The 23,868-nt window shown below is 59.7% G+C and carries 25 protein-coding genes; 4 read left to right on the top strand and 21 right to left on the bottom strand.

The features are described from left to right. Positions 1-12: 12 nt before the first annotated feature. The 14 genes from AC1DIG_RS18735 to AC1DIG_RS18670 form a co-directional block, all read right to left on the bottom strand. A complete protein-coding gene (locus AC1DIG_RS18735; RefSeq protein WP_427528553.1) occupies positions 13-804 on the bottom strand; it encodes a YfaP family protein in 792 nt (263 codons plus the stop codon). 429 nt (positions 805-1,233) lie between these two features. Further along, complete coding sequence (locus AC1DIG_RS18730; protein ID WP_477768495.1) at positions 1,234-1,890, bottom strand: HAD family hydrolase; 657 nt, start codon at positions 1,888-1,890, stop codon at positions 1,234-1,236. 6 nt (positions 1,891-1,896) lie between these two features. Then, positions 1,897-3,042, bottom strand: a complete 1,146-nt coding sequence (locus AC1DIG_RS18725) for an MFS transporter (protein ID WP_477768494.1) — start codon at positions 3,040-3,042, stop codon at positions 1,897-1,899. A gap of 86 nt (positions 3,043-3,128) precedes the next feature. Further along, positions 3,129-4,043 carry an ABC transporter substrate-binding protein gene (locus tag AC1DIG_RS18720; RefSeq protein ID WP_477768493.1) on the bottom strand — a complete coding sequence of 305 codons (915 nt, stop codon included), beginning with the start codon at positions 4,041-4,043 and terminating at the stop codon, positions 3,129-3,131. Between the two features lie 8 nt (positions 4,044-4,051). Next, entirely contained in the window at positions 4,052-4,648 is a 597-nt protein-coding gene (gene nudK / locus AC1DIG_RS18715) for a GDP-mannose pyrophosphatase NudK (protein ID WP_477768492.1), read from the bottom strand. Then, positions 4,645-5,553, bottom strand: coding sequence for an S-methyl-5'-thioadenosine phosphorylase (mtnP, locus tag AC1DIG_RS18710; RefSeq protein ID WP_477768491.1), 909 nt, complete (start codon positions 5,551-5,553; stop codon positions 4,645-4,647). Before mtnP ends, nudK begins: the two co-directional genes overlap by 4 nt. Next, positions 5,550-6,662, bottom strand: coding sequence for a fatty acid desaturase family protein (locus AC1DIG_RS18705; protein WP_477768490.1), 1,113 nt, complete (start codon positions 6,660-6,662; stop codon positions 5,550-5,552). Before AC1DIG_RS18705 ends, mtnP begins: the two co-directional genes overlap by 4 nt. After that, on the bottom strand, positions 6,659-7,363 hold the full coding sequence (locus AC1DIG_RS18700; protein ID WP_477768489.1) for an HAD family hydrolase: 705 nt from the start codon (positions 7,361-7,363) through the stop codon (positions 6,659-6,661). The genes AC1DIG_RS18705 and AC1DIG_RS18700 overlap by 4 nt, the downstream gene beginning before the upstream one ends. Continuing rightward, positions 7,360-8,730, bottom strand: a complete 1,371-nt coding sequence (locus AC1DIG_RS18695) for an FAD-dependent oxidoreductase (protein ID WP_477768488.1) — start codon at positions 8,728-8,730, stop codon at positions 7,360-7,362. Before AC1DIG_RS18695 ends, AC1DIG_RS18700 begins: the two co-directional genes overlap by 4 nt. Further along, positions 8,711-9,799: a DegT/DnrJ/EryC1/StrS family aminotransferase gene (locus AC1DIG_RS18690; RefSeq protein WP_477768487.1), complete on the bottom strand. Its 1,089-nt coding sequence runs from the start codon at positions 9,797-9,799 to the stop codon at positions 8,711-8,713. Before AC1DIG_RS18690 ends, AC1DIG_RS18695 begins: the two co-directional genes overlap by 20 nt. Further along, on the bottom strand, positions 9,796-10,308 hold the full coding sequence (locus tag AC1DIG_RS18685; RefSeq protein ID WP_427528567.1) for an NUDIX hydrolase: 513 nt from the start codon (positions 10,306-10,308) through the stop codon (positions 9,796-9,798). Before AC1DIG_RS18685 ends, AC1DIG_RS18690 begins: the two co-directional genes overlap by 4 nt. Further along, entirely contained in the window at positions 10,309-11,424 is a 1,116-nt protein-coding gene (locus AC1DIG_RS18680; protein WP_477768486.1) for a DegT/DnrJ/EryC1/StrS family aminotransferase, read from the bottom strand. Then, complete coding sequence (locus AC1DIG_RS18675) at positions 11,414-12,493, bottom strand: Gfo/Idh/MocA family protein (protein WP_477768485.1); 1,080 nt, start codon at positions 12,491-12,493, stop codon at positions 11,414-11,416. The genes AC1DIG_RS18680 and AC1DIG_RS18675 overlap by 11 nt, the downstream gene beginning before the upstream one ends. Positions 12,494-12,628: 135 nt before the next feature. Beyond that, positions 12,629-12,919 (bottom strand): hypothetical protein, encoded by a 291-nt coding sequence (locus tag AC1DIG_RS18670; RefSeq protein ID WP_477768484.1) that lies wholly within the window; start codon positions 12,917-12,919, stop codon positions 12,629-12,631. 394 nt (positions 12,920-13,313) lie between these two features. Here AC1DIG_RS18670 and AC1DIG_RS18665 point away from each other — a divergent pair, with 394 nt between their 5' ends. After that, the gene (locus AC1DIG_RS18665; protein WP_477768483.1) at positions 13,314-13,553 is read left to right on the top strand and encodes a type II toxin-antitoxin system RelB/DinJ family antitoxin; all 240 of its coding nucleotides are present in this window, start codon (positions 13,314-13,316) and stop codon (positions 13,551-13,553) included. Next, entirely contained in the window at positions 13,543-13,839 is a 297-nt protein-coding gene (locus AC1DIG_RS18660) for a type II toxin-antitoxin system RelE family toxin (RefSeq protein WP_477768482.1), read from the top strand. Before AC1DIG_RS18665 ends, AC1DIG_RS18660 begins: the two co-directional genes overlap by 11 nt. Positions 13,840-14,001: 162 nt before the next feature. On the opposite strand, the gene AC1DIG_RS18655 is transcribed toward AC1DIG_RS18660, so the two are convergent. Continuing rightward, entirely contained in the window at positions 14,002-14,307 is a 306-nt protein-coding gene (locus AC1DIG_RS18655; protein ID WP_477768481.1) for a chaperone modulator CbpM, read from the bottom strand. Positions 14,308-14,330: 23 nt separating this feature from the next. After that, complete coding sequence (locus AC1DIG_RS18650) at positions 14,331-15,278, bottom strand: DnaJ C-terminal domain-containing protein (protein ID WP_477768480.1); 948 nt, start codon at positions 15,276-15,278, stop codon at positions 14,331-14,333. 295 nt (positions 15,279-15,573) lie between these two features. Between AC1DIG_RS18650 and AC1DIG_RS18645 the strand changes: the two genes are divergently transcribed. Then, on the top strand, positions 15,574-16,848 hold the full coding sequence (locus AC1DIG_RS18645) for an Hsp70 family protein (protein WP_477768479.1): 1,275 nt from the start codon (positions 15,574-15,576) through the stop codon (positions 16,846-16,848). 144 nt (positions 16,849-16,992) lie between these two features. Here the strand turns inward: AC1DIG_RS18645 and AC1DIG_RS18640 are convergent, their stop codons facing one another. The 3 genes from AC1DIG_RS18640 to AC1DIG_RS18630 form a co-directional block, all read right to left on the bottom strand. After that, positions 16,993-18,006 carry an AI-2E family transporter gene (locus tag AC1DIG_RS18640; RefSeq protein WP_477768478.1) on the bottom strand — a complete coding sequence of 338 codons (1,014 nt, stop codon included), beginning with the start codon at positions 18,004-18,006 and terminating at the stop codon, positions 16,993-16,995. A gap of 286 nt (positions 18,007-18,292) precedes the next feature. Next, entirely contained in the window at positions 18,293-18,598 is a 306-nt protein-coding gene (locus tag AC1DIG_RS18635; RefSeq protein WP_477768477.1) for a PsiF family protein, read from the bottom strand. Positions 18,599-18,669: 71 nt separating this feature from the next. Beyond that, positions 18,670-19,458 carry an AraC family transcriptional regulator gene (locus tag AC1DIG_RS18630; RefSeq protein ID WP_477768476.1) on the bottom strand — a complete coding sequence of 263 codons (789 nt, stop codon included), beginning with the start codon at positions 19,456-19,458 and terminating at the stop codon, positions 18,670-18,672. Positions 19,459-19,554: 96 nt separating this feature from the next. On the opposite strand from AC1DIG_RS18630, the gene AC1DIG_RS18625 reads away from it, so the two are divergent. Then, positions 19,555-20,442, top strand: coding sequence for a DMT family transporter (locus AC1DIG_RS18625; RefSeq protein WP_477768475.1), 888 nt, complete (start codon positions 19,555-19,557; stop codon positions 20,440-20,442). A gap of 97 nt (positions 20,443-20,539) precedes the next feature. Here the strand turns inward: AC1DIG_RS18625 and AC1DIG_RS18620 are convergent, their stop codons facing one another. Both AC1DIG_RS18620 and AC1DIG_RS18615 read right to left on the bottom strand, forming a co-directional pair. Beyond that, positions 20,540-21,430, bottom strand: a complete 891-nt coding sequence (locus AC1DIG_RS18620) for an esterase/lipase family protein (protein WP_477768474.1) — start codon at positions 21,428-21,430, stop codon at positions 20,540-20,542. A 42-nt stretch (positions 21,431-21,472) separates the two neighbouring features. Continuing rightward, complete coding sequence (locus AC1DIG_RS18615; protein WP_477768473.1) at positions 21,473-23,548, bottom strand: AsmA family protein; 2,076 nt, start codon at positions 23,546-23,548, stop codon at positions 21,473-21,475. Positions 23,549-23,868 lie beyond the last annotated feature (320 nt).

Here is a 23,868-nt window from a genome sequence, read left to right as displayed (position 1 = left end):
GGTGCGGGATGTTCAATAGTTGAAAGTCTTGACCAGCAACAGATCACCGATGGCCCGCAAGGGCACGATGAACGTCTCGCGTTTTTCGTCGACGGTGTTTTCGTTGAGCACCAGGTTGATCTGCGAGGTGATCACCTCGTTCTGGTTGCTGGACTCATCGAAGTTATAGCCGCCGCTGCCGAAATTGCCCCAATAGTTCACGTAAACCAGATAGGTGCCATGCATCGGTGCGGTCATGGTGAACATTTCCGGGCCAGGGCCATCGACACCATCCGGGTCAAGGCCGCCGCCGTTAGTCAGTGTCGTGTGGGCGAAAAACGCATGCTGGCCGTCGGGGGTAATGATGTGCAGATCGAGTTCGGCCTTCGGATCGTCCCAACCCAGCACCACGCGAATCCGCGCCGGAGTGCGCAGGTTATTCGCCTCATAGAACTGCACGCGTTTGAGCGACTTGCCTTCGGAACTGCGGACTTCGACGCTGTTGGAACCGGCGCCGAACGCATACGGCCGGGTGAAACGCCCGTTGTCATCGGTGTACAGATTCAGGGGATTGCCGTTGACCGCGAGAGTGTGAGGCCCACGCAGAGTGCCAATGGCCTTGAGCTGGCCCTCGATCATCGTGCGATTGCGCTGCACGCCCCGATCGATGGGCGGTGTGGGATAGGCGACTTGAGGGTTTTCACTGCGGTCCAGCAGGCCGTTATAGCGCCAGCCACCCACCGGCTCCGACACTTCGGCCGTGGGCCCCGCCCAGGCAGCCGATACGCAGACCAGTGCGATCAACAGTGAAAGAAAACAACGCATGTGACGCCTCCTGCCATGCATAACGAAACCTTGCGCCCGATCCTCGGCGCATTACAGATCAAAAAACTGCGTTTCGTCAGAAAGACCCGTGGTTATTAGGTCATAGAAAGCGCGAAGGTTAGCGAGATGGACGGTTTTTAACAATCAGATACATCTAAATCATTGTTTTTCAAAAACACAGATCGATCAAAAGCTAACCACAAGCCGGCTTTTTAATGCCCGAAATAATCCTGTCCCATCCGGGAATCCAATTGATAGCCTGGCTATTGTTTAAGGCATTCCCCTGCCCAATCGTGTTCAACGCCATTTGACCTCACCCGACGATGAAGAAGTGGATAGGACAAAAGAACGACAGGGGAAATCCAATGGGTAAGCCGAATCCAATACAAGTCAAAAACCTGACCAAACCCGGCACTTACGAAGAGGGTATTACGCTGCAGACTGCAAAAAACGCCACAGGACATCGTCATTAAAGTCACGAATGACACTCTGGGCACCCGCCTCTCGAAGCTGCTGATCTTGCAACCCCGATAACACACCAAAGGTATGGATACCGGCCGCATGGGCTGACTGGACACCGGCCAGCGAGTCCTCGAAGGCGATGGCGTTGTCAGCTGTCACACCTAACAGTTCAAGAGCCGTCAGATAAGGCATGGGATGGGGCTTGCCGCGTTCGAGCTCACCGCCGATGACGATGGTATCGAAGCGATCGATGATGTTCAGGCCCGTCAGCATGGCCATCGCATTTTCTCGCGGCGCGTTCGTCACCACCGCCGTGCGCAGGCCGAGCTGCTGGGCATGGTCGAGAATCCGTGACACTCCAGGTGTGGGGATCGTTTTACCCAGTTGGGCGCGGAACATCGCCTCTTTTTCCGCCGCTAGCTCAGGGTATTTTGAAGACGGCAGACCGGGAAACAGTCCGCCAAAGATCATGTCATCGGGAAAACCCATGACGTTGGCCTTGTAGTAGGTGATGTCCATCGACCGATACCAGCGCGCCAACAATTGGTTATAGGCTTTCAAGTGCAGTTCATCGGTGTCGATGAGTGTACCGTCCAGGTCGAACAACAGTGCAGATAGGCCCATTGACCCTTACTCCTGTAAATTTACGGCCGTGTTGCCGGCAGACGAGGTGCCTCGCAGCCCCCGCACCAACGGCAACATAAGAATGGGATAGACGATCAGCAGGCTGAAGGCCGCCTCGACCCCGATTCGCTCGGACAGCAGCCCCAGCAGGAACGGCGCCAGCAACAGCGCAACGCCAACCGCTTGCGACGCCTGGGTGCTGAGTGCTGAACTCGCCTCAGGGGTAACTTTCATTGCAGAACCGAGGATCAGCGGGAAAAAATTGCCGAGACAGGCCCCCAGCAAGAACGTGAAAATTGCAGTGGCCGCCATCCCCCGGATGAAAAACAGCGCCAGCAGTGTTGCAATCGCCCCCAGTATCACACCGGTCAGCAGCACCAGCGGTGCCACCCGGCGCAAGGCGTGACTGCTGGCCAGACGCCCACAGACAGTGCCGGCGAAATACACGCTCATCAACGTCGCGGCGACGGATGCCGTGATCTGCACATGGGCCTTCATGTATTCGGCGCCCCAGAAGCCAACGCCCCACTCGGCCGAAATACCCAAAAGCACCAGGGCCCACAGGCTTGCGCGGGTCATTCGTGCAAGGCGCAAGGTGTCCGGGGCAACGGTCGCCCTCCCTCCCTGGGCAGGCGATTGTTCCGGACGATGGATCGTCAGCGGTGCCGCAAACAGCATCAAGGCACACGCGCTGACGATCAGCGGAGCCGCGCGCCACGACAGCCCGAGGGCCGTCGCCGCGCCCACCAGCAACGCCCCGCCCAACACGCAGAGACCGGCCACCACATGAGCCTCCACCAGTTTCGCAGCGGCATGCTGGCGATAGCGCACGCCGAGCATAGCCTGACCGACGGCCATCACCAGACCACCCGACAGCCCCATCAACACACTGCCAGACAGTGTCATCGGCAAACCGTTGGCCACGGCAAACAGCCCGCTGGCCACGACAATACAGCCTATTGCGATACGCCCCATGCCGACCCGCAACGCCCGGCGCTCCAGCCAGCGATACGGAACACCGATCAATACCAGCCCCAAGGCATACGCCGCGAAGTGCAAGCCTGTCCAGCGCAGGTCCAGTTCGAACTCGGCTCGCAGGAACGGCATGAGCGGGCCGAGCATGCCTTGCTGGGCGCCGAACAGCCCGAACATCAGGTAGATCGCCCACGGGCGCCGTTCAAGCCCTGCGTCTCGAGATGACGGGAGCGGCCTTGCCGATTCGTTGCGCGCCATGTCCGTCATAGATCGACCATCCCCTCGAAAAGCGAATGCCATCGCGCGCAACGGGCAACCTTGGCGCGACTGGCCATGCCCGCATCCAGCGCCCGCAGATCGACTGCGGCCAGCCCAGCGCTCGAGACACCGCCCACCACAACCTTGCCATAACGCCGGCTGATCGCTGCGGCGTCCGGTGAGAGCATCCAGGCCAATGCCTGTACGGCCTGTGCCGCCTGGCGCGTGCCGGCTCGACAGCCGAAGACCTCGAACTCATAGCGACGCGTGTCGTCGGGTACGCACCAGCGCAACGACGGATGCTCCAGGGCAGCTCGGGTTGCGGCGGTCGAGACCGTCACACCGACCCACGCTCGGCCTTCGAGCACGGCCTCGATCGGCGCCGTGGAGGACCCGCTGATCGAGGGTCGCAGCCGGGCAATATCGGCAAGCATCTCCCACGCCCCATCGCCGTAATGTTCCAGGAGTGCACTCAGATGCAGATAACCGGCGCCCGATCGGGCCGGGTCCGGCAGCGCGATGCGTTGCGACCACTCCAACGCGTTGAGCGCTTCCCAGTTATGGGGTGGCGCCAGACCGTGTTCGGCAAGCACTCGCGGGTCGTAGCAGAATGCGGGCACGAAACCCGACGGGCTGAACCAGCGACGATCCGCAGCAACGGCCTCTGACGGCAACGCCGAACAATCGAGCTGTTCAAGTGGCAGCAGCCGCGAGACGAGCGCCGGATCGAGGAGCGCCGTCGCTGCGGTTCCCAGCAACAGATCCCAGGCGCCTGCCGTGTCGGTTTTCACGCGTTCGATCAGCTCTGCGGTTGACCAGCGCGTGAGGCGTACGGGCATACCGATGTGGGAGGCGATGCCGTCGACGAACTCGGCGAGTTCGGCGTTTTCCATCGAACTGATGGCGATAAGTTCAGTCATGCCCGGCCTCAATCCAGCAGCCGGTGCAGTTTGGCGTACTGCAAGAGCATGATGGTCTTGCCGTCGGTGATAGCCCCCGTCTCGATCATTGCCAATGCTTCGTCAAGGGGCAATTCGAGCACTTCGATTTCCTCACCCTCCGCCTCAACGCCTCCGCCCTCGCCCAATTTGTCTTCGTCGAAATATTCCCCCACGAAGAAATACAGACGCTCGGTGACCGACCCCGGGCTCATGAACGCCTCGAAGACCTTGCGCACTTCTTCAATGCGATAACCGGTTTCCTCTTCGGTTTCCTTGCGGATACAGGTGTGCGGATCGTCGCGATCCAGTAGCCCCGCGCACGTTTCAATGAGCATGCCGTCGTGCTCGTTGACGAACGCGGGAAAGCGAAACTGCCGGGTCAGGACCACGGTTTGTTTCAGCTTGCTGTAGAGCAGAATAGTCGCGCCGTTACCCCGGTCATAGGTTTCCCGGGACATGTTGCGCCAGGTACCGTCCCGTCCCAGGAAATCGTAGGTGGTCTTGCGCAGTACGTACCAGTTGTCCGACAGAACCTCGACTTGCTGGATACGTACCCGGTCCTTGGTGGCGATAGCCTGGCTCATGATTTTGCTCCCAGATGAGTGGCGTTAGGGGCGACGGTGAGCAGGCGCGCGACCATCTCTGGATCACGCTGCTCGGGGGCCGTCATTACGGCGGTGTCCAGGGCATGGTCGCACCCGCACGGGCAGGCACCGCGATGCTCGCCGAGTCGCGAGACCGCCTCGGTGACCAGGCGACGGGTCAGTGAGACGGTATCGGCCATCCGCTGGGCAACCAGCGTCGCGTTCACATCCTCGTGGGATTCGTGCCAGCAATCGAAGTCGGTCGGGATGGCGATCATCGCGTAGCAAAGCTCCGCCTCGCGCGCCAGCTTGGCTTCGGGCATGGCCGTCATGCCAATCACCGTGCCGCCCCATTGACGATAGAGATTGGATTCGGCGCGAGTCGAAAACTGCGGCCCCTCCATCACCACGTAGGTACCGCCATTGCGCGCCTGCACATCGGCTGTTTCGGCACTGGCCGCCAGCACCGAGCGCATACGCCCACAGACGGGATCGCCGAACGGCACGTGGCCGACCAGGCCCGGGCCGAAGAAGGTCTTGTCGCGCTGGATCGTGCGATCGATGAATTGATCGATCAACACGAAGCTGCCCGGTGGTGCATCGTGGGTCAGGCTGCCCACGGCACTGACCGACAACAGTTGCGTACAGCCAACGCTGCGCAACGCGGCAATATTGGCGCGCACGTTGATGGACGCCGGTGGGATCGTGTGCCCGACTCCGTGGCGTTGCACGAACGCCACCGGTACCCCGTTGAGTGTACCGAGGGTGACCGGAGATGACGGTTTGCCGAATGCGGTCTCGCATTCGACCTGCTGCACATCGGCCAAACCAGGCAATTGCTGAAGACCACTGCCACCAATGATGCCGATACGTTGAATTTGCCGGGATGCTGTTGAATTAGTCACGCATTGCCTCTCGTCTTCAGGGTGGGCTCTTCTTGTCCGGCAATCACCAGACGCTCATACAATTCGGACAGCGCGGTCGGTGCGCTGCCACGGCGCAGCAACAGGCCTTCACTGGCGTTGGTGCTGTAGCGGGGCTCATGAATTTTCAGGTGCCGGTCGATCGCCGGCAGATAGTTCCAGCGCACGCCGGGGTACAACGAGTGCGCCAGGTGGTAGGCATCGGACGTCGGCGCGATGAACACGCGGATCAACCATCCTGTCAGGCCGAAGTAATCGGTCGGCCTGCCGGCGAGGTATTCGAGATCGCGTCGGTCTTTCGAAGCCCCCTCGATGAACCAGCGGTGTTCGGTGAGCAGCGAGACCCAGGCGAACACCGGATACGAGGTCAGCAACGGGACCAGCCAGCCAAACATCACCCCCTTCCAGCCACCCGCCCAATAGAGCAGCGCCGCGACGGCTATCACACACAAACACCGTACAACCGTCGTCAGCCGCGAGTGGTTCAACAGGCTGCTGCGCGCCATGGTGCTCAGGTTCACCCAGGCACCACGCGGTGTCAGCGGGTACAACAACAGCGCGTAGAACCCACCGGACGAGATACCGGCCACATAACCACCGGCGTGCACCCGTGCACGGTTGGGATCAAGCTTGGGGTGATTGGGGTTGCGATGATGTTCCAGAGTGTGGGTCTGGTGACGACTGCGCATGTCGCGCTTGAAGGCCGGGAACTGATAGAAAATATTGCTCAACCACCATTGCCAGGCATGGTTGGGGCACAACGCGAAATGCACGGCGTTGTGACCGAACTCTTGCAGCGCGCGCAGGCGCCCGCCACTCCAGAGCACCACCGCCAGCCACATCAGCGGCGTTGAATAGATCGATGCAAGCAGAACCCCGGCAACGATATCCAGCCATGTCCAGACAAAGGGCAGCGGTGCGAACCATTCATCGAGTGGCCGGTAGTAATGCTCCTTGCGCCCTTCAATCCGTGGAACAAGCTTCAGCAAACGCAAGATGCGCAGCTTGTCGCGGTAATAAAAGGCGACAACCGCGCGCAATGCCAAGGTCGTTGCAATCAGGCACAGCAAGACACTCTGCGATGTGGTCACGATAAGGCACTCCCATGTTCCACGCAGAGAGCGTCACTGGGAGCGAAGCGTTCGAGCAGATCGCCCAGGCCCTTGAACAGGGGTGCCCCGCTGCGCCGCAGGCGGTCGCTATCCTGGTGACCGGTCGATACCAGCACTGGCTGCCAGCCCACCGAGCGCGCCACATCAACGTCATGCAGCGTGTCGCCAATCAGTAGCGTTCGTGCGGCTGGCGAGCCGAGTTTTGTTTGCAGGATGGCGGCTTCGGCGGCCTTGCTGGTGGCCTGGTTGTGGCTCAGGCCGACAATGTGCTCGAAACGATCATGCAAGCCCTTGGCCTGAAGGGTCTGCACCAGCACATCGCAATGCGACGCCGACAGGATCGACACCCGGATGCCGGCATGCCGGGCCGCGTCGAGAAACTCGAGTACACCCGGGTGCAGCGGGCATTGGGCGACATTCGCGTCGAAATGTTCGAGGTATCGCTGAACGATCGTCGCGAACGGCACACGTTCGAGATCAAACCCGAGCGCCGCATAAAAATCGGCAATCGGGAAATCGAACTTGGCCCGGTATTGGCTGGCGGTAATGGGCGCGACATCAAACTGCTCACCGCAGCGGTTGACCGCAAAGACGGCGAGTTCGATATCGTCGATCAGGGTACCGTTCCAGTCGAACACCACGTGTTCGATACCAGAGAAATGCAGGAGATCGTCGATCATTGTCGAGTGTTCCCGGGAAGGATGGCATTGAGTGCGATGCGAGAGACAATCGCTGGCGAATAAAGCCGGTTGGGCTCCATCACCAGATTGGTCACACCGATTTGTGTTTCGAGCGCACGACGATTGCTCGCCGACAGTTTTCCAAGCCCTGCGCCGTACCAATGGTGAAAGCGGGTGCGCCAGGTGCGTTTGCCGATGGTTTCCGGAAAGCGAAAATCCTCGGTCGTGGCCATGTTCCAGGCGCCATCAACCACGCCACACAACAAGCCTTGCAACTGACGGCAATTCAGCGACCCCGCCAGTACTTCGTCGAGACGGGTATCAATGCAATCAGCCTCAAGCGCACCGATCGTCATGCCCTGGCTGTACAGCGGGTTCATGCTGCTCAAGGCATCGCCCACCACCAGCAAACCGGCGGGCCAGTGTTCGATGCGGTCATAGTGGCTGCGGCGGCTGCCGGGCATCTTGAACGTAAAGACCTCCGACAACGGTTCGGCATCGCGAATGACCTCGTGGATATCCGGCACTGGCAGTGCGGCCAGCGCTTGCAGAAAATCGTCCGGGTCCTTGCCGGGAAAGTGGCCAAACCAGCCACCGGTCGTCACCATCCAGCGATTCCCCTCGATGGGGCTGATGACGCCCATCGAACGCTGTGCCGGCGCGGTTGGAAGCACCAGCAGCACCTGCCATTGCTCCGCGAACGCAGGCAGGCGGCGATAGATCCGCGAGGCGTAGCCGAGTTCGGTCTTGACCACGCTGTTTTCCACGGTCCCGAAACCCGCCTCTTTCAGCCAAGTGGGCATGTGTGTGCCCCTGCCGCTGGCATCCACCAACAGATCGCAAGACACGCTGCGCTCACCCGAACCGTCATCGACGATCACGCCGCTCACCGCACGCTGGTCGCCGGCACCGGAAAACTCGATTCGGGTCACCCGCGTGCCCGAAAGGATGTCGACCCGCGGCACCGCTACCAGACAACGACGTAGCTGGTTATCGATCAGTCGCCGGCTGCAATAGTGGGCATAAATACCGCTGCGATAACGGTTCTTCCAGCGCCCGCCCTGGTACCACTTCACGTCGTGCCCCAGGTCCGCCACCTGGGCGCCACTCTGCTCGAGTGCGCTCAGGATGCCGGGGAAAATGCGGTCGATGATCTGCTTGCCGCGCAACAGCAGCAAATGCACGTGATGCTCCTGGGGAACACTCTGGCGCGGACCGGTTTCGTCGTAGAAATCGCTTTTTTCGATCACCGTGACGCGCTCGAAACGGCGAGCCAGCACCGCAGCCGTCAGGCACCCGGTCACACTGCCGCCAATCACCACCGCATGGCGCGCCCGGGGCGCTGAGTCAGGCAGGAGAGTAGTCATTGAGCACCTTGGCGATGTAATGCAGGTCGTCGTCCACCAGATCAGGATGCAGCGGCACCGTGGTCAGTGAGCGCAGCAACCTGGCGGCGTTGGGGCAATCGCGGTGGTACCGGGCCAGCAATGGCAACTGGTACAACGGCTGGTTATCGTACTTGCCGATATCCGACTCGATGCCATGCCGTTGCTGGTAGTGCACCAACTGACGACCGTCATGCCCCACCGATTGCAGCAACAATGAATAGCCATTCACCTCGCCACCGGCGACCACTGGCAACTCGCGAAAGGCCGGGTTGTCGAGCAGCCCGAGCAGCCGTTCGCGGTTATGCAAGCGTTGTACAAGGTGTGCCTCGAGCTGACGTGAGCGCGCCAGGCCAAGCGCCGCCTGTAGGCCACCCAACTTCAGGTTGATGCCCAAGGATTCGCCCGTCAGGTTGCCAAAGCGCGTGTAAGCCCGAATGCGCCTGGCCCGGCTATCGTCATCGGTCATGACGAAGCCGCCTTCACCGGTCGAGATAAACTTGCAGTCGTGGGTGCTGAAACAGCTGATGTCGCCATGCTGCGCCAGCCACGTGCCGTTCAACCGGGTCATGTGGGCATGGGCCAGGTCCTGAATCAGCGGGATCCCGGCATCACGCAGAAAGGCCCACGTTGCGTGCGAACGGATCGGATATCCCCACATCGGCACCTCGATGACCGCGCAGGTGCGCTCGCTGACACAGCGTTGCAGATCCTCAGGGTCAAGGCCAAAACTGTCTGGCGCAACATCGCAAAAGACCGGTACAAGCCCCAGCGACAGAATCGGCAGCACCGTACAGATCGGGCCTGTCGGGGCGACGATGACTTCATCGCCCGGCCGGAAATCGACGCCGGCCAGCGCTGCCGTCACCGATGCCGCGCCGGACGACACGGCAATCACATGCCGTACGCCGTACAACGCCGCAAGCGCCGCCTCGTACTCCTCGACTATCGACGACGTGCCCGTCAGGCCCGAGCACAGGGCCCGTTCAAGCTCGTGCAGATCGTCGCAAGTACCGTGATTCGCCTTTTGCACGATGGTTCGCAGGTTCATGGCGACACCTTCATGCCAACCAGGTCCCACAGCGCATCGTCCGCGAAGACCCGATCCACCATGCGCCGGAAGTTGGGAAACATCTTCAGCTCTGCTGTCTCCTGACGACTGAAGAAGCGAGCGTGCTCGACCTCTCTGTCGTCCGGGCAAGTGCGTAGATGAGTGGCACACACGTAGATCAAGTCCAGGTGGTAATGCGGCCCGCGCTTGTCATCGATGTATTCGCACAGCACCCGGTACGGCTGGTGCAGCACGGTGACATCGGTCTCGACATCGGCGAGTGCCTCATCGCGCTCGCCGAGCAGTTCGGCACGAATGCCGGTCTCTTCGAAAATCTCCCTTAATACCGCCACGTCGGGGGTTTCGCCCTGTTCGATATGGCCGCCCGGGTACAACCAGACCCCAAGCTTGCGGTGATGCAGCAGCAACATCTTCCGGTCCGGGTTCAGTACGAACCCGGACGCGGTGAAGTGCCGATCCAATTGCGAGCGATCGAGTGTGTCAGTCATTCACGCAGCACCGTACTGGTTGATGCGGTCGGCCATGTAGTCCAGCTCGGCGCGGGTAATGTCCGGATGAACCGGAATCGTTGTCATGCTCGCCAGCAGTGCTTCGGCGTTCGGGCACTCGTTGCGATATTGCGTGAGCGCCGGGAACTCGTAGAGTGCCTTGCAACCGTAGCGCTTGATGTCGGACGGAATGCCGGCGTCATCGAGGTAATCAATGAACGCGCGGTTGTCGGCGAAGTGCAGTTCAAGATTGAGGAAGTAATAGTTCGGCTCCCCCCCGGCGATGATTTTTTTCTCGCGAACCTTGCTGTGATCCAGCTTGCTCAGGAAGTAGGCCGCGTTTTCACGGCGCTGATCGATCTGCCCGGCCAGTGACGCCAGACGGCTTTCGCCCAGGGCTGCCGGCAGCGCGGCGAGTTTGTAGTTAAGGCCGAAGTCTTTACCGTTCAGGTTCCCGAAACGGCTGTAATCCCGACTGCGCTGAGCCAGTGCATCGTCGTCGGTGAGGATGAAACCGCCCTCGCCGGTTGCCAGCGGTTTGCGCTCGTGAGTGCTGAAGCATGACAAGTCGCCGAACTGCGAAAGCGGACGGCCATGCAGAGTCGTACCGTGGGAATGGGCCAGGTCCAGGATCAGCTTGATTCCCAGCTCGTGGGTGAGCGTACGCAACTCATCGACTTCGGTCGGGTAGCCCCACATCGGGATATCGATGATTGCGCGGGTGCGCGGTGTCATCCGCGCCTTGATAGACGCCGGGTCTGCGCCGAAGCCATGAGGCCGGGTGTCGACGAAGACCGGATTGGCGCCTGCCGCAATGATCGGGTAGATGGTGCACAGCGGGCAGCTCGGCGTCAGCAGCACGTCATCGCCAGGGCCGACGCCTGCCGCATAAATGGCCACGCTAAGCGCCGCACCGCCCGACGATACGGCGATCGCATGCCGAGCCTCGAACCATTCGGCGAGCTTGCCTTCGTATTCCGCCACCACATCACTGGTGCCCGACAGCGGGCGTTCCAGGGTTTTTTTCATGGTCAGCAGATCGTCTGCATACACCGGGCGGTATTTATCAGACACAGTCAGTCGGGCGGTCGCAGCATTGGCAAGATTAGATGACATTGGAATCGGCTCCGAAGTGGGCGTTGGACTTGGCGGATTGCTCAGTACGCAGGGACAGCACAGGCGCCAGGTCGGACCGGGCAATGTCGGCAGCGCAAATTTTTTCGATGATCTTGTAGGTAGGTCGCAGGCTTTCGAAGCTCGCCTCATAGGACGAATGACTGCGCACGGCGTCGAAGAACTTCTCCAGCTCGCCAAAATAACCACTGCGCTCGTACCCGGAATCGAGTGGCCCGGGCTGCCACGCGCCACGCCAGCGCTTGGCCGTGCCGGTGGCGCTGGTGCCGTGCTCCGGCTCATGCATGGTGATGTTCCAGAGGTTGTTGAGCTCGACCATCATCGAATTCGAACTGACGATCTTCATGTCGAATTCGAAGTACGGGAACATGGTTCCGCTCAAGAGGCTGACAGTGGCTCCGGTGGAAAACTGCAGCTCCAGGCTCACCAGCAGCGAGTCATCGTGGCGCTGAACCCGCGACTCGATATCGCGCAGCTCGCCGCCGCCGAAGGTCACACCCAGGTCAATCGTGTGGATTGCCTGCGCCAGCAGGAAGGATCTCAGCGTCGAGTCCAGGCCCCAGAGCGGCGCTGTTGGCTTGCTTGCGTAGTGATTGAGCTGAATATGCACAACCTTTCCGAATTGCTCGGTACGGGTCATGTCGCGTAGTTGACGCATGGGCTTGGCAAACTTGAAGTTCATCCCGACGCCGGTGACGACGTTCGAACGGCGACTGGCCTCGATCAGGGTTTCCAGCTCGGCGAGGGTGAAACAAGGCGGTTTTTCGACAAACACGTGGACGCCCTTGGCCATGGCCTTGAGCGCAAGATCGCGGTGTGCCTGAGGTGGGCATGCCATGACCACGGCATCGATCGAGTTGGACGCCAGCATCTCGTCGAAATCGTCCGTTATCGACACATTCGAGATGAAGCGATGAATCTGTCCGGCACGCGTGAGGTCGCTGTCACAGACCGCCACAATACGTATGTCCGGCATTTGTAGAAGTGTGGGCAACAGATTTTCTTGCATCTGTGCGCCGAGACCAACGATGCCAACTCTGAGTACAGTCATTACCATCTCCATCCTGGAAAATTGGGAACTGCTTCGTAAAATGGTTGGACGAACGCCTACGCGGGTTCCGACCCGGAGGACTGTTTCGAAAAATCGAATTAATCTGGCGTTCGTTTTAAACCGGGCAGGCTTGCCCTAAATCGGGGGATCGCTATGGCCGCGAAGATCACCACCGCTCAACGCGTCAGGACGATCGCCTGATATCGCTAAAGGTGTTTTTTGCAACGGATCGACACGATGAATATGCAGGCTGTCGCAAGAAGCAGGCATGAAGCCGCGGAGATGGGGTTTGAGGATGTCCGCAGACCCGAGGGGCAGCGAGGCGTCATAATCCAAGTCGATTGCGCAGAAGGCAAAAGTCTTTAGGGGCCAGTCGCACATCCCATCGAAAAGGGAATGGTGACTTTCTTGCGGGTAAGCATGCATGAGCGGAATCTTCCTTGAAGTACATCTTCGTTCATCCTTGATCCGCAGGTACTCAATCTCCGTGAGCACCTGAGAAAACACATCGCATAAACAATGTGTCGCTTATGTGTAGATCACACTTCCAGATCCCGCCACACATCTGCTTAGACCGAGTCCTCATATAAGCCTTATGAATGTTGGTATATAAGCGCCAGAGCGGGTGTTGTCCTGGATCGCCATACGAAGGTAAATCCGCGCTCTTCTGGACGCTTGCTTTGATTGAGGATGATCAGGTTTCAGGTCCCACAAAAAACATGCTCATCGTCTGAAAACACCAAAACCTGAGGAATCAGCGGTTGTCGGGCAAGTGTGCAATTGCTACCGTAACGACAAACGTCATTACAGGTATTTCACCATGGCCTCCATCAACATTCGCATTGACGATGACTTGAAGCAGCGCTCATTTGCCGAACTGGAAAAGCTTGGGGTAACCCCTTCCGAGCTATTGCGCCAAACCCTTCAATACGTCGCTGAACGCGGCAAACTGCCATTCAAACCTGCGTTACTCAGCGAAGAAGATGAAGCGCTGATAGCTGTGGTCACAGAACGCCTTGCCGCACCTCAGCGAGTCAAGGTCAGTCTGGATGACCTATAGTCTCGAATTCGACCGACGCGCACTGAAAGAGTGGCAAAAACTGGGCGACACGGTGCGTCAGCAGTTCAAGAAAAAACTCTCTGAAGTCCTCGAAAACCCTCGCATTGAAGCCAATCGGCTACGCCAGCTGCCCGACTGCTACAAACTCAAACTGCGCAGCGCTGGTTACCGGCTGATCTATCAGGTCCTTGACCAGGAAGTGGTGGTTTTTGTGGTCGCCATCCGAAAGCGCAAGCGTGAAGCCGCTTACCAGGACGCACAGGATCGAATCTCGCCTAATTCTTGAGGTCGGTGTTTAGGCCCAGAGAAACGCTTAGCGGCCGACGATCAATCGTTTGAAATCGCGCTGAGGCGTCTCACATCCAGTAGTTTTCGACCAGAGCCAGGTTGTAGGAGCGTCTGCGCAAGCGCCTCAGCCGGGGTATCAAAACAGCTTTGGATCTTCACGCTACTCGATCACCAACCGCCCCAACCGTTGCCTGAGCATGCGATTCTCGGCGCGCAGTTGCTGCACTTCTTCAAGCAGGTCGAGCGCCAGGGCGACGCCTTCCCATTCCAGATCCAGGTCACGCCGTAACTTGGCGGCGCGCTTGGCGACCGCCAGTTCGTAGTCGTTGAAACGCCAATCCTTGGGCTGCGCGCCCTGAGGTTCGAGGATGCCGTGTTCGACGATTTCGATCACGTAGACGTCCGATAAATCGGTCGCCTCACAGAATTCTGCCATGTCCAGTTGAACGATCAGGGGGTTGCTCATGATTGGCTACTCCTTCTCTTGACTCAAAAATGCTCCCGCGGATTAAAAGCGGCTTTCTTCGCCAGCTCCTGCCACAACGCTTTGACGTCATCGTCGGTATGTTTGGGCATCACCGCCTTGAGCTGCACGAACAGATAACCGCGTTGCCCGGCCTTGTTCAGCAGGCCGTGGCCTTTGGCGCGCATGCGCTGGCCGTTCTGGCTGCCGGCTGGAACCTTGAGGTTGATCTTGCCGGTCAGGGTCGGCACCGCGACCTCTGCACCCAACGCCAGCTCCCATGGGGCCAGCGGCAAGGTGATGATCAGGTTTTCACCTTCAACGTCGAATTTCGGGTGCGGCGCAAAACGAATGGTCAGGTACAGGTCGCCATTGGCACCGCCACCGACACCCGGTGCGCCCTGGCCCTTGAGCCGAATGCGCTCGCCGTCGATCACACCGGCCGGGATTTTTACGTTCAGGCTTTTGCTGGTGTTGCTGACGTGCTGACCCGCCGCGTTGTACTGCGGCACCTGGAAGGTGACCTTCTTCGACTCGGTCGACAGGGTTTCTTCCAGAAAAACCGCTAATTCCATTTCCACGTCTTGCCCTCGACGACCGGCACTACGGCCAGACTGTCCACCCCCGAAACCCGGGCCACGGTTACCGAAGATCGAACTGAAGAAGTCCGAAAAATCGCCGCCATCCTGTCCACCAAAACCACCTGCACCGCCACGCTGCTGCCAACCCGGCGGGCCCTGGAACGGTTGGCCGTGCTGGCCGTATTTGCGCAAGTCGTCGTATTCGGCGCGCTTGTCGGCACTTTTCAGCGCTTCATAGGCTTCCGAGGCGTCCTTGAATTTGGCCTCGGCGTCCTTTTCCTTGCTGACATCGGGGTGGTATTTGCGCGCCAGCTTGCGATAGGCGGCCTTGATCGCCTTATCGTCAGCGGTCGGCTCCACACCGAGAATCTTGTAATAGTCTTTGAAGTCCATCGAGGGAATCACCATCCGTTATCGATATCACGCAGCCAGACACAGCATGCACTGATTGGCTGTCGCAGGCTTGACCGATCTCAAGAATGGGATCGGGCAGCACATCTGAAGTTTATCGGCAGCCGGGGCGGATCACTTGATCACAGAGCGGCTGCCACACCATGCCCGTAAGTTTGGGGAACAAGGATAGTCTTTCAAGTGAGCGAAGAGCTGAATTTAGCGGATAGTCGGCCTTCGATTCTGCGCCGCTCTGACATACACTGCGCGGCCGTTTTTTAACCGGAACTCGAAAGACATGAAAAACGCATCTCCAGCCCGTGCCTGCGGTATCGACTTCGGCACGTCCAACTCCACTGTCGGCTGGCTGCGCCCTGGCATGGAAACGCTGATCGCGCTGGAGGACGACAAGATCACCCTGCCATCGGTGGTCTTCTTCAATATGGAAGAACGCCGCCCGGTGTACGGCCGGCTGGCGCTGCACGAGTACCTGGAAGGCTACGAAGGCCGCTTGATGCGCTCGCTCAAAAGCCTGCTGGGCTCCAAGCTGATCAAGCACGACACCAGCGTTCTGGGCACGGCAATGCCGTTCAAGGACCTGCTCGGGCTGTTCATCGGCCAGCTGAAGAAGCGCGCCGAGACCGCCGCCGGTCGGGAATTCGAAGAAGTGGTGCTGGGGCGTCCGGTGTTTTTCGTCGATGACGATGAAATGGCCGACCAGGAAGCCGAAAACACCCTGGTGGACGTGGCCCGCGCCATCGGTTTCAAGGACGTCTCGTTCCAGTACGAACCGATTGCAGCGGCGTTCGACTATGAGTCGACCATCGAAAAGGAAGAGCTGGTGCTGATCGTCGACATCGGCGGGGGTACGTCGGACTTCTCCCTGGTGCGGCTGTCCCCTGAGCGACGCGGCCACGACAATCGCCACGACGACATCCTCGCCACCGGCGGCGTACACATCGGCGGGACCGATTTCGACAAGCAACTGAGTTTGCAGGGCCTGATGCCGCTGTTCGGCTATGGCAGCCGGATGAAGAGCGGTGCCTACATGCCCACCAGCCACCACATGAACCTGGCGACCTGGCACACCATCAACTCGGTGTACTCGCAAAAGTCGACCCTGGCACTGGGCAGCATGCGTTACGACATCGAAGACACCGGCGGTATCGATCGCCTGTTCAAGCTGATCGACCAGCGCGCCGGACACTGGCTGGCAATGGAAGTGGAAGAAACCAAGATCCAGCTGACCCACGCCGACAATCGCCATGTACTGCTGGACCGGATCGAGCCGGGTTTGAGCGTCGAACTGAGCCGGGCGCTGTTCGAGTCGGCCATCGACAACCTGCTGGAGCGGGTGCGCAACAGCGTGACTCAACTGCTCAACGACGCCAATGTGCGCGTTGATCAGGTCGATACGGTGTTCTTCACCGGTGGTTCGAGCGGGATTCCGGCGCTGCGTAACAGCGTGTCGGCAATGTTGCCGAATGCGCAGCATGTGGAAGGGAACATCTTCGGCAGCATCGGCAGCGGCCTGGCGATCGAAGCGATGAAGCGTTACGGCACCTTGGCCTGATCTGACTTTCGCGGCGCGCCCATCGCGAGCAAGCTCGCTCCCACACTGGATCTCCAGCGAACACACTATGTGTGAACACTACCGATCAAATGTGGGAGCGAGCTTGCTCGCGATAGCGTCCTATCAGGCAATACATTTCCCGGATCACACCATCTCGATCAGCTTCAACTCGCTCTTCAGATACGCGTAATAAATCGGCCCCGCCACCACCCCCGGCAGGCCGAACGCGGCCTCGAACACCAGCATTGCCAGCAGCAACTCCCAGGACTTGGCACTGATCTGTCCGCCGACGATCCGCGCGTTGAGGAAATATTCCAGCTTGTGGATAAAGATCAGGTAACCCAACGCCGCCACCGCGACCCAGATCGACAGCGACAAACCGACGATGGTGATCAGCGTGTTGGACATCAGGTTGCCGATCACCGGCAGCAAGCCCAGCAGGAAGGTCAGCACGATCAGGGTTTTGGTCAACGGCAGCTTGATCCCGAACAGCGGCAGGATCACCGCCAGGAAGATCCCGGTAAAAAAGGTGTTGAGCAGGGAAATCTTGATCTGCGCAAAGACGATATTGCGAAACGCTTGAACCAGCAGGTGCAAACGGTCGAACAATGCCGCCGCCAGGGGTTTGCGTTTGGTCAGGTCAGGGACACGCTGCAAGGCGATGATCGCCCCCAGCACCATGCCGATCAGCAACGTGACGAACATGTGTGCGGCGTCTTTGCCGACCAGTTGCAGATCACTCAGGTGCTTGCTCAGCCATTCGCCGATGGCCACGCGAAATTCGGCGGCACTGGCTGGCAGATAAGCATCGATGAACGGAGGCAACTGACCGCGTGCCTTGTCGACCACCAGCATGAACTTGTCCAGGGAAGCCCCGGGGTTTTCCGCTTCATGCAGCAGAAAACTGATAGCACCGGCAAAAATCAGCGCCAGTACGCTGACCACCAGCGTGCCGAGCAAGGCCACGGCCAGCCAGCGTGCGCGCCGCCCTTCAATCAGTCGTTGCAGTTGCGGGGTGAGCATGTTGACCAGTTCGAACACCAGCAACCCGGCCAGCAGACTGGGCAACAGTCGCAGCGGTATCACCAGCAGCAGCCCACCAAAAATGATCACCCAACTGACCAACAGCAACACGTGACGCTGAGAAAACGTTGGCATACAGCCTCAAAACAAACGGCGTTAAAGGATTGGCAGTCTGCCAGCCTTCCGATGCCAGCACTAGGGATTCGGGCGCAGTGCAGTTATTTCAGCGTCCTTGCCGGCCTCATCGCGAGCAAGCTCGCTCCCACACTGGATTGTTCGTGACACCGGGTTTGTGAACCCCCGAGATCAAATGTGGGAGCGAGTTTACTCGCGATGGCATCACCGCATTCAGCAGTCATACCGAGTTGCCTGAATCGCGAGCAAGCTCGCTCCCACACTCGACCGTGTTTACTCAAACGGATTATTTTTTCTTCAGGCAATCGCTCATGAAGGTCTTGCGCGCATCGCCTTTAAGCGCCTGAGTGGTGGCGGTGGCGTTGCAGGTTTTCATCTTCTGTTGTTGAGGGGTCATCGGTTTGGCCGCCTCTGCTGCCGGCGCGGCTTTGAGGCAGGTACTCATAAAGGCTTTGCGCTCATCACCCTTGAGGGCTTTCGCGGTGGCGTCGGCATTGCAGGTGGTCATTTTGTTCTGTTGAGCCGTGGCGGCGAAGCCCTGGGAACAGAGCAGCAGACCGATCATCAACAAAGGGATACGCAGCATCTTCATGGAGTTTTCTCCTTGTTACCGCGCCGATGGGCACGGCCTCGAGGGGAGTGTAGACAAAGCCCGTTACACCTTCACCTACTATCCAGCGTGGTCCGTCGATACTGCTCCGGCGTGCAACCGGCCTGACGCTGAAACATCGCGATAAACGCCGACGACGTGCTGTATCCCATGTCGAAAGCGATCTCCTGAATGCTGCGCGGGCTGTCCAGTGCTTCGATCGAAGCGAGGAAACGCAAGCGTTGGCGCCACTCACCGAAACTCATGCCCAGTTCCCGAACACATTGCCGGGCCAGGGTTCGTTCGCTGACGTGGATCTGCTCCGCCCACTGCGCCAGCGGCCGATTGTCGCCCGGCGATGCCTGCAAGGCTTCGAGCACACTGAGCAATCCGGCGCTGCTGGCGTAAGGCAAATAACAGTTATGCACCGGCGCTTGTTGAAGTTGATCGACCAGCACTTCGGCCAGGCGCTTGTCGGCCGGGCGCTCGGGGATCTTGACGTCGCGGGCAGCGAAGTCCTTGAGGATCGCCTTGAGGATGTCACTGATCGCCAGCGTGCAAGCCTGTTGCGGCAGATCGCGGCACAGTGGTGGCGCGAGGCAGACAGCGCGGTAATTGATCGGCTGGTTGCTGTAGAAACTGTGCTCGGTGTGCGGCGGCACCCACACCGCGTATTGCGGCGGCGACATGAAGCGGCTGCCGCCGATTTCCATGTGCAATACGCCATGGGCTGAATATTCGAGCGTACCCCACGGATGACGATGAGCCGAGGCGAAGCGGTGAGCATCAAAGTCGGCATAGCGGAAATACACCGGGGCCGGCAGCTCGCTGAAATCCAGCAGATCGATGTGTTTACTGTTCATGCTGTCCGTCATCAGGGGCAGGTTGTCTGGATCGAAGTATAGGCTCGCATCCAGACAGGCGATAATCACCCCTCATCAACGCTCTGGTTTTCCCCCATGCAATACGCTTATCCCCTGCTGGCCATTTTCATCTGGGCCGGCAATACCGTGATCAACAAACTGGCGGTCGGTGCGATCTTTCCCGCCGAGATCGGTTTCTATCGCTGGCTGCTCGCCGGGATTTTGTTCACGCCGTTCATGCTCAGACCGGTGATACGTCATTGGGCGGTCATTCGCCCGAACCTGGGCAAGGTCTTCGTCCTTGGCGTGCTTGGCATGGCGGTCTATCAAAGCCTGGCTTACTTCGCCGCCACGCTGACCTCGGCCACCAACATGGGCATCATCCTGTCACTGATGCCGTTGATGTCGCTGGCCATGGCGATTATCAGCCTCGGCCAACGGCTGACCGCCGGCGCGCTGGCCGGTGCGGTGCTGTCGTTTGCCGGCGTGCTGGTGGTGGTTTCGTCCGGCAGCCTGGGCGCGTTGCTGGAACACGGGGTCAACCTGGGCGATGCAATGATGCTGATCGCGACCCTGGCCTATGCGGTCTACAGCACCTTGCTGAAAAAATGGCAGCTGCGCTTGCCGCCGCTGGTGCTGTTGTATTTGCAGGTGCTGGTGGCGGTGGTGGTGCTGTTTCCGCTGTTCCTGGCCTCGCCCAAAGTCGGCCCGACCTTGCAGAACATTCCGCTGGTGCTTTATGCCTGCCTGCTGGCTTCGATGCTCGCGCCACTGGCGTGGATGCAAGCGGTAGTGCGTCTGGGGCCAAGCCGCACCACGCTGTTCTTTAACTTGCTGCCGCTGATTACCGCATTGATTGCAGCGGTAGTGTTGCATGAGCAACTGGCGCTGTATCACCTGGTGGGTGGAGTGCTGACGTTGGGCGGGGTGATTCTTTCGGAGCGCTGGACTTTGGTGTTGGGGCGCAAGGTCAGCGTTGCCTGATCTGATGCCATCGCGAGCAAGCTCGCACACAGGGGATCTTTGAACGACGCAGATCCAATGTGGGAGCGAGCTTGCTCGCGATGAACGATAACGCGGTCTAAACCCCCGCCGCCTTCAACCGCTGCGCATGCTCGACGAATAACCGCACCGGATCCGCGCCCTTGCCCACCAGCCCCAGCGACTGGTTGACGATGTCGAAGTGATCCAGCGGGTACTCATCGCCAATCACCGTGCCCAAGTGCGAGCTGTAGCGCCCGACCATACCGTCGCAATGCCCCGCTTCGCGGACGAAGGTGGTGGCGAACAACCGACAGCTGCGGTTAGTGCCATCGAACAGGTTGCCGCCACGCTCAGTCTTGCCCGGTTGCAAGGTCCCGGACCACGAGTAATAGCGCACGCCGTTGACCAATTCCGGCCCATGCCCGCCCCAGGTTTCGGGCAATCCCTGTGGATAACGCTGATTGAACAACGCAACCCCTTCGCTGGTCAGCGAGTTGTGCGAGGCATGCACATCCACCGGCCATTTGTGCCTGGGATGACCGGTTTCCAGCAGGCCCATCAGCCACGCGACTAGCTGCAACAAAGCGCTCAACACACGGCCTTTTGCACTGTCAGGCGGACAGTGCTTGTGCAGATAGTCCGCCAGCTCCGAGCCATGATTGGGCCCGGCCACCGAGGTCACCGAGGCCACCTGGTCCGGGCGCTTGGCGGCGGCGTAACGGGCGGTCAGCGAACCTTGGCTGTGGCCGATCAGATTGACTTTGCTCGCCCCGGTTTCGCGCAAGATTTCATCGATTTGCGTCAGTAACTCTTCACCGCGCACTTCGTTGGAGTTGACCGGCGAAACCTGTACCGCGATCACTGTCGCCCCACCCCGGCGCAGCGCCGAAATGATCCCGTACCAGTAGGGGTAGAACACCAGGCGAATAAAGCCGAGCATTCCCGGGACCAGCACCAAGGGGTAACGCGTGGCGGTCTCTTGCGACATGGGCAGACATCCTCGTGATCAGGGACTGATGCTGTCAGCCGACTATTTGGTCGGCTTGACCGTCACCGGTGCCTTGCCTTCCTTCATTTGCGCCAACAACGGTGCGCACTGGTTCGGCTCACCGCCACTCGGCGCCACCAGTGCCAGCAGCCCCGCCGCCGGACCGGCAATCACGCCCAGCGCCACCATCCCCGCGCCCCGCAACATCAGCGGCACACCCTTCACGCCGGTATCCGGCTTGATGAACTTACCGCGTACATACAGCGGCGAACGCAACGAGATCACCCGCACGCCCTTGGACTCTGGCGTGATGGTCAGGTCGAGCTGCTCAGTGGACATGTTCGCCGTGCCGTCGATGTAGACGATCGCGTTCTCGGTGTCGAACACAAACAGCCGGGAGGTCGCCAGACCGGTCTTGACGTCGAAGTCGGCCGCCGCGCAATTGATCTTCACGTCCTGGTCGCCAAAGATTTTCCCGACCACATAATTGCCGACATTCAACCCGGCCAGCTCCATCAGTTGGCGACTGATCGCACCGTCGTTCATCAACAGCTTCAGATCGCCATTGGCGCTGCCCAGCAACGCCGCCACCGAGTTGCCGTGACCGGCGAGATCGGCATCACCGTTGAGTTCCCCGAAGCTGGTTTTCATCGTCTCGAAGCTCGGGAACAGCTGCTTGAGTTTGAAGCCGCGCGCGGTCAGCTTCGCCCGCCCTTCCAACGGCGTGGCAAGGCCGTTCAGACGGATCTGCGCATCGAGCTTGCCGCCCGCTACGCCAAAGCGCAGCGGCTCCAGGCTGATCTGACCATCGTTGAGCACCAGGTGCGTATAGAGATCGGTAAACGGCAGCTTCTCGCTTTGAACGATGCGCTTACCGGTGAATTCGACATCCGCGTCCATATCGCGCCAGCGCTCGGTATGGAATTCCTCGACCGGCAACACCTTGTCTGCCGGCTGCTTGCTTTCGCCGCCTCGGGCCTTTTGCTTGGCGTTGGAGTCGGCGCCGATCAGCGGCGCGAGGTCGGCGAACAACAATTGATTGGAGACCACCGCACCACTGAGTTTGGGCCGTGGCTGGCTGGCGACATACGTCAGGTCGCCGTGAATATCGCTGCTGCCGATGGTGCCGTTGAATGCCTCGTAGTGGAACGTCGCACCGTCCGCCTGCCGCAGGTTGGCGATCAAGTGACCGTCAGTGGTGTAAGGCGGCGAAGCCGGCAGGGGTACACCGGTCAAGGGATAAAGATTGCCCAGGCTGGTGCCGGCCAGTTTCAGACGCAGGTCCAGCGCACCGAGGTTCAGCGGGTCGGTCAGGGTGCCGGCCAACTCGACGCTGGTGTCGGCAATTTTCACCTGCGCGTGCAACGGGAACGGCTTGGCAGCGTCCTGTAATGCCAACAGCCCGCCGACCTTGCCTTCGCCCGCCAGTTTCTGACCGTGGTACTGGCCTTTGACCTTCAGTGCGAATGCATAGTCTTGCGGCGCCAAACCCTTCTCCAGAGCTTTCTTCGCGGCTTTATCACCGACGATGTCGCTGAACGGAATCGGCTTGCCCAGCAGGTCGATCAGCAGGTCGAGCTGAGTGTTGAGGCTCTGGTCATCGAGGCTGATGTGGCCCTTGTCGAAACCGATCGCACCGATGTCTACCACCCAGCGGGACGGTTCGGCGTTCGGGTCTTTCGGATCGAACTTGAAGGTCCAGTTGGCGCGGCCATCGGCCAGGCGTTGCAGGTCGGCATTGGGTTCAGTGAGGTCGATGCGCGGGATCACCACCCGCTGCGCCAATAGCGCCAACGGCGAGATCCGCAACTCGACGCGTTTGAGGCTGACCATTTGCGGCTTTTTCGACCAGTCCGGGTTGCCCAGGCTCAAGTCCTCGGCCACCACATGCGGCCACGGCACCCAGGCGCGCCAACCGCCTTCATCGACTTCACGTTTCCAGGTCACCGTCAGGTTGCCGTTGATGGCAAAGGGACGGTGCAGCTCTTCGGAGACTTTGGTGTTGAGCGGCGGTTTGATCCGGTTCCAGTCAAAGAACGCGATGATCAGCACCAGCACGGCCATCAGCAGCACGAGGCTGCCGACAACCCAGGCGAGAATTTTACGAGTGCGCGTCATTGCACAGAACTCCTGATTGCGACTCAGCGCCCTGACTGCGACGCCTGCATGGAAACGGTAGGCCAAAAATCGGCCGATTATAGGAGCTACGACTGGCAAATGGCCCGCAGGTTTAACGCTCCTTCCATTCAGACATGAAAAAACCAACTTTCCTGACCGATCAGACAGCTCGCGTTACCCACCTCCGCACTTTTTCGACCCGCAAGTGAGTCGAAAATACCCACCTCGGTGCAAAAGCGCTCCCCGGAAACGTCCGTTCTAGAGGCTTTCCACCGAACAATCAATTCCGTTGATTATTACCATTGTCTTTATGAACTTTT

It is taken from the genome of Pseudomonas sp. 05N431 (genome assembly GCF_056397005.1).
Note: the sequence above shows the minus strand (reverse complement) of the source record. Positions and strands in the feature narration are given on the sequence as shown.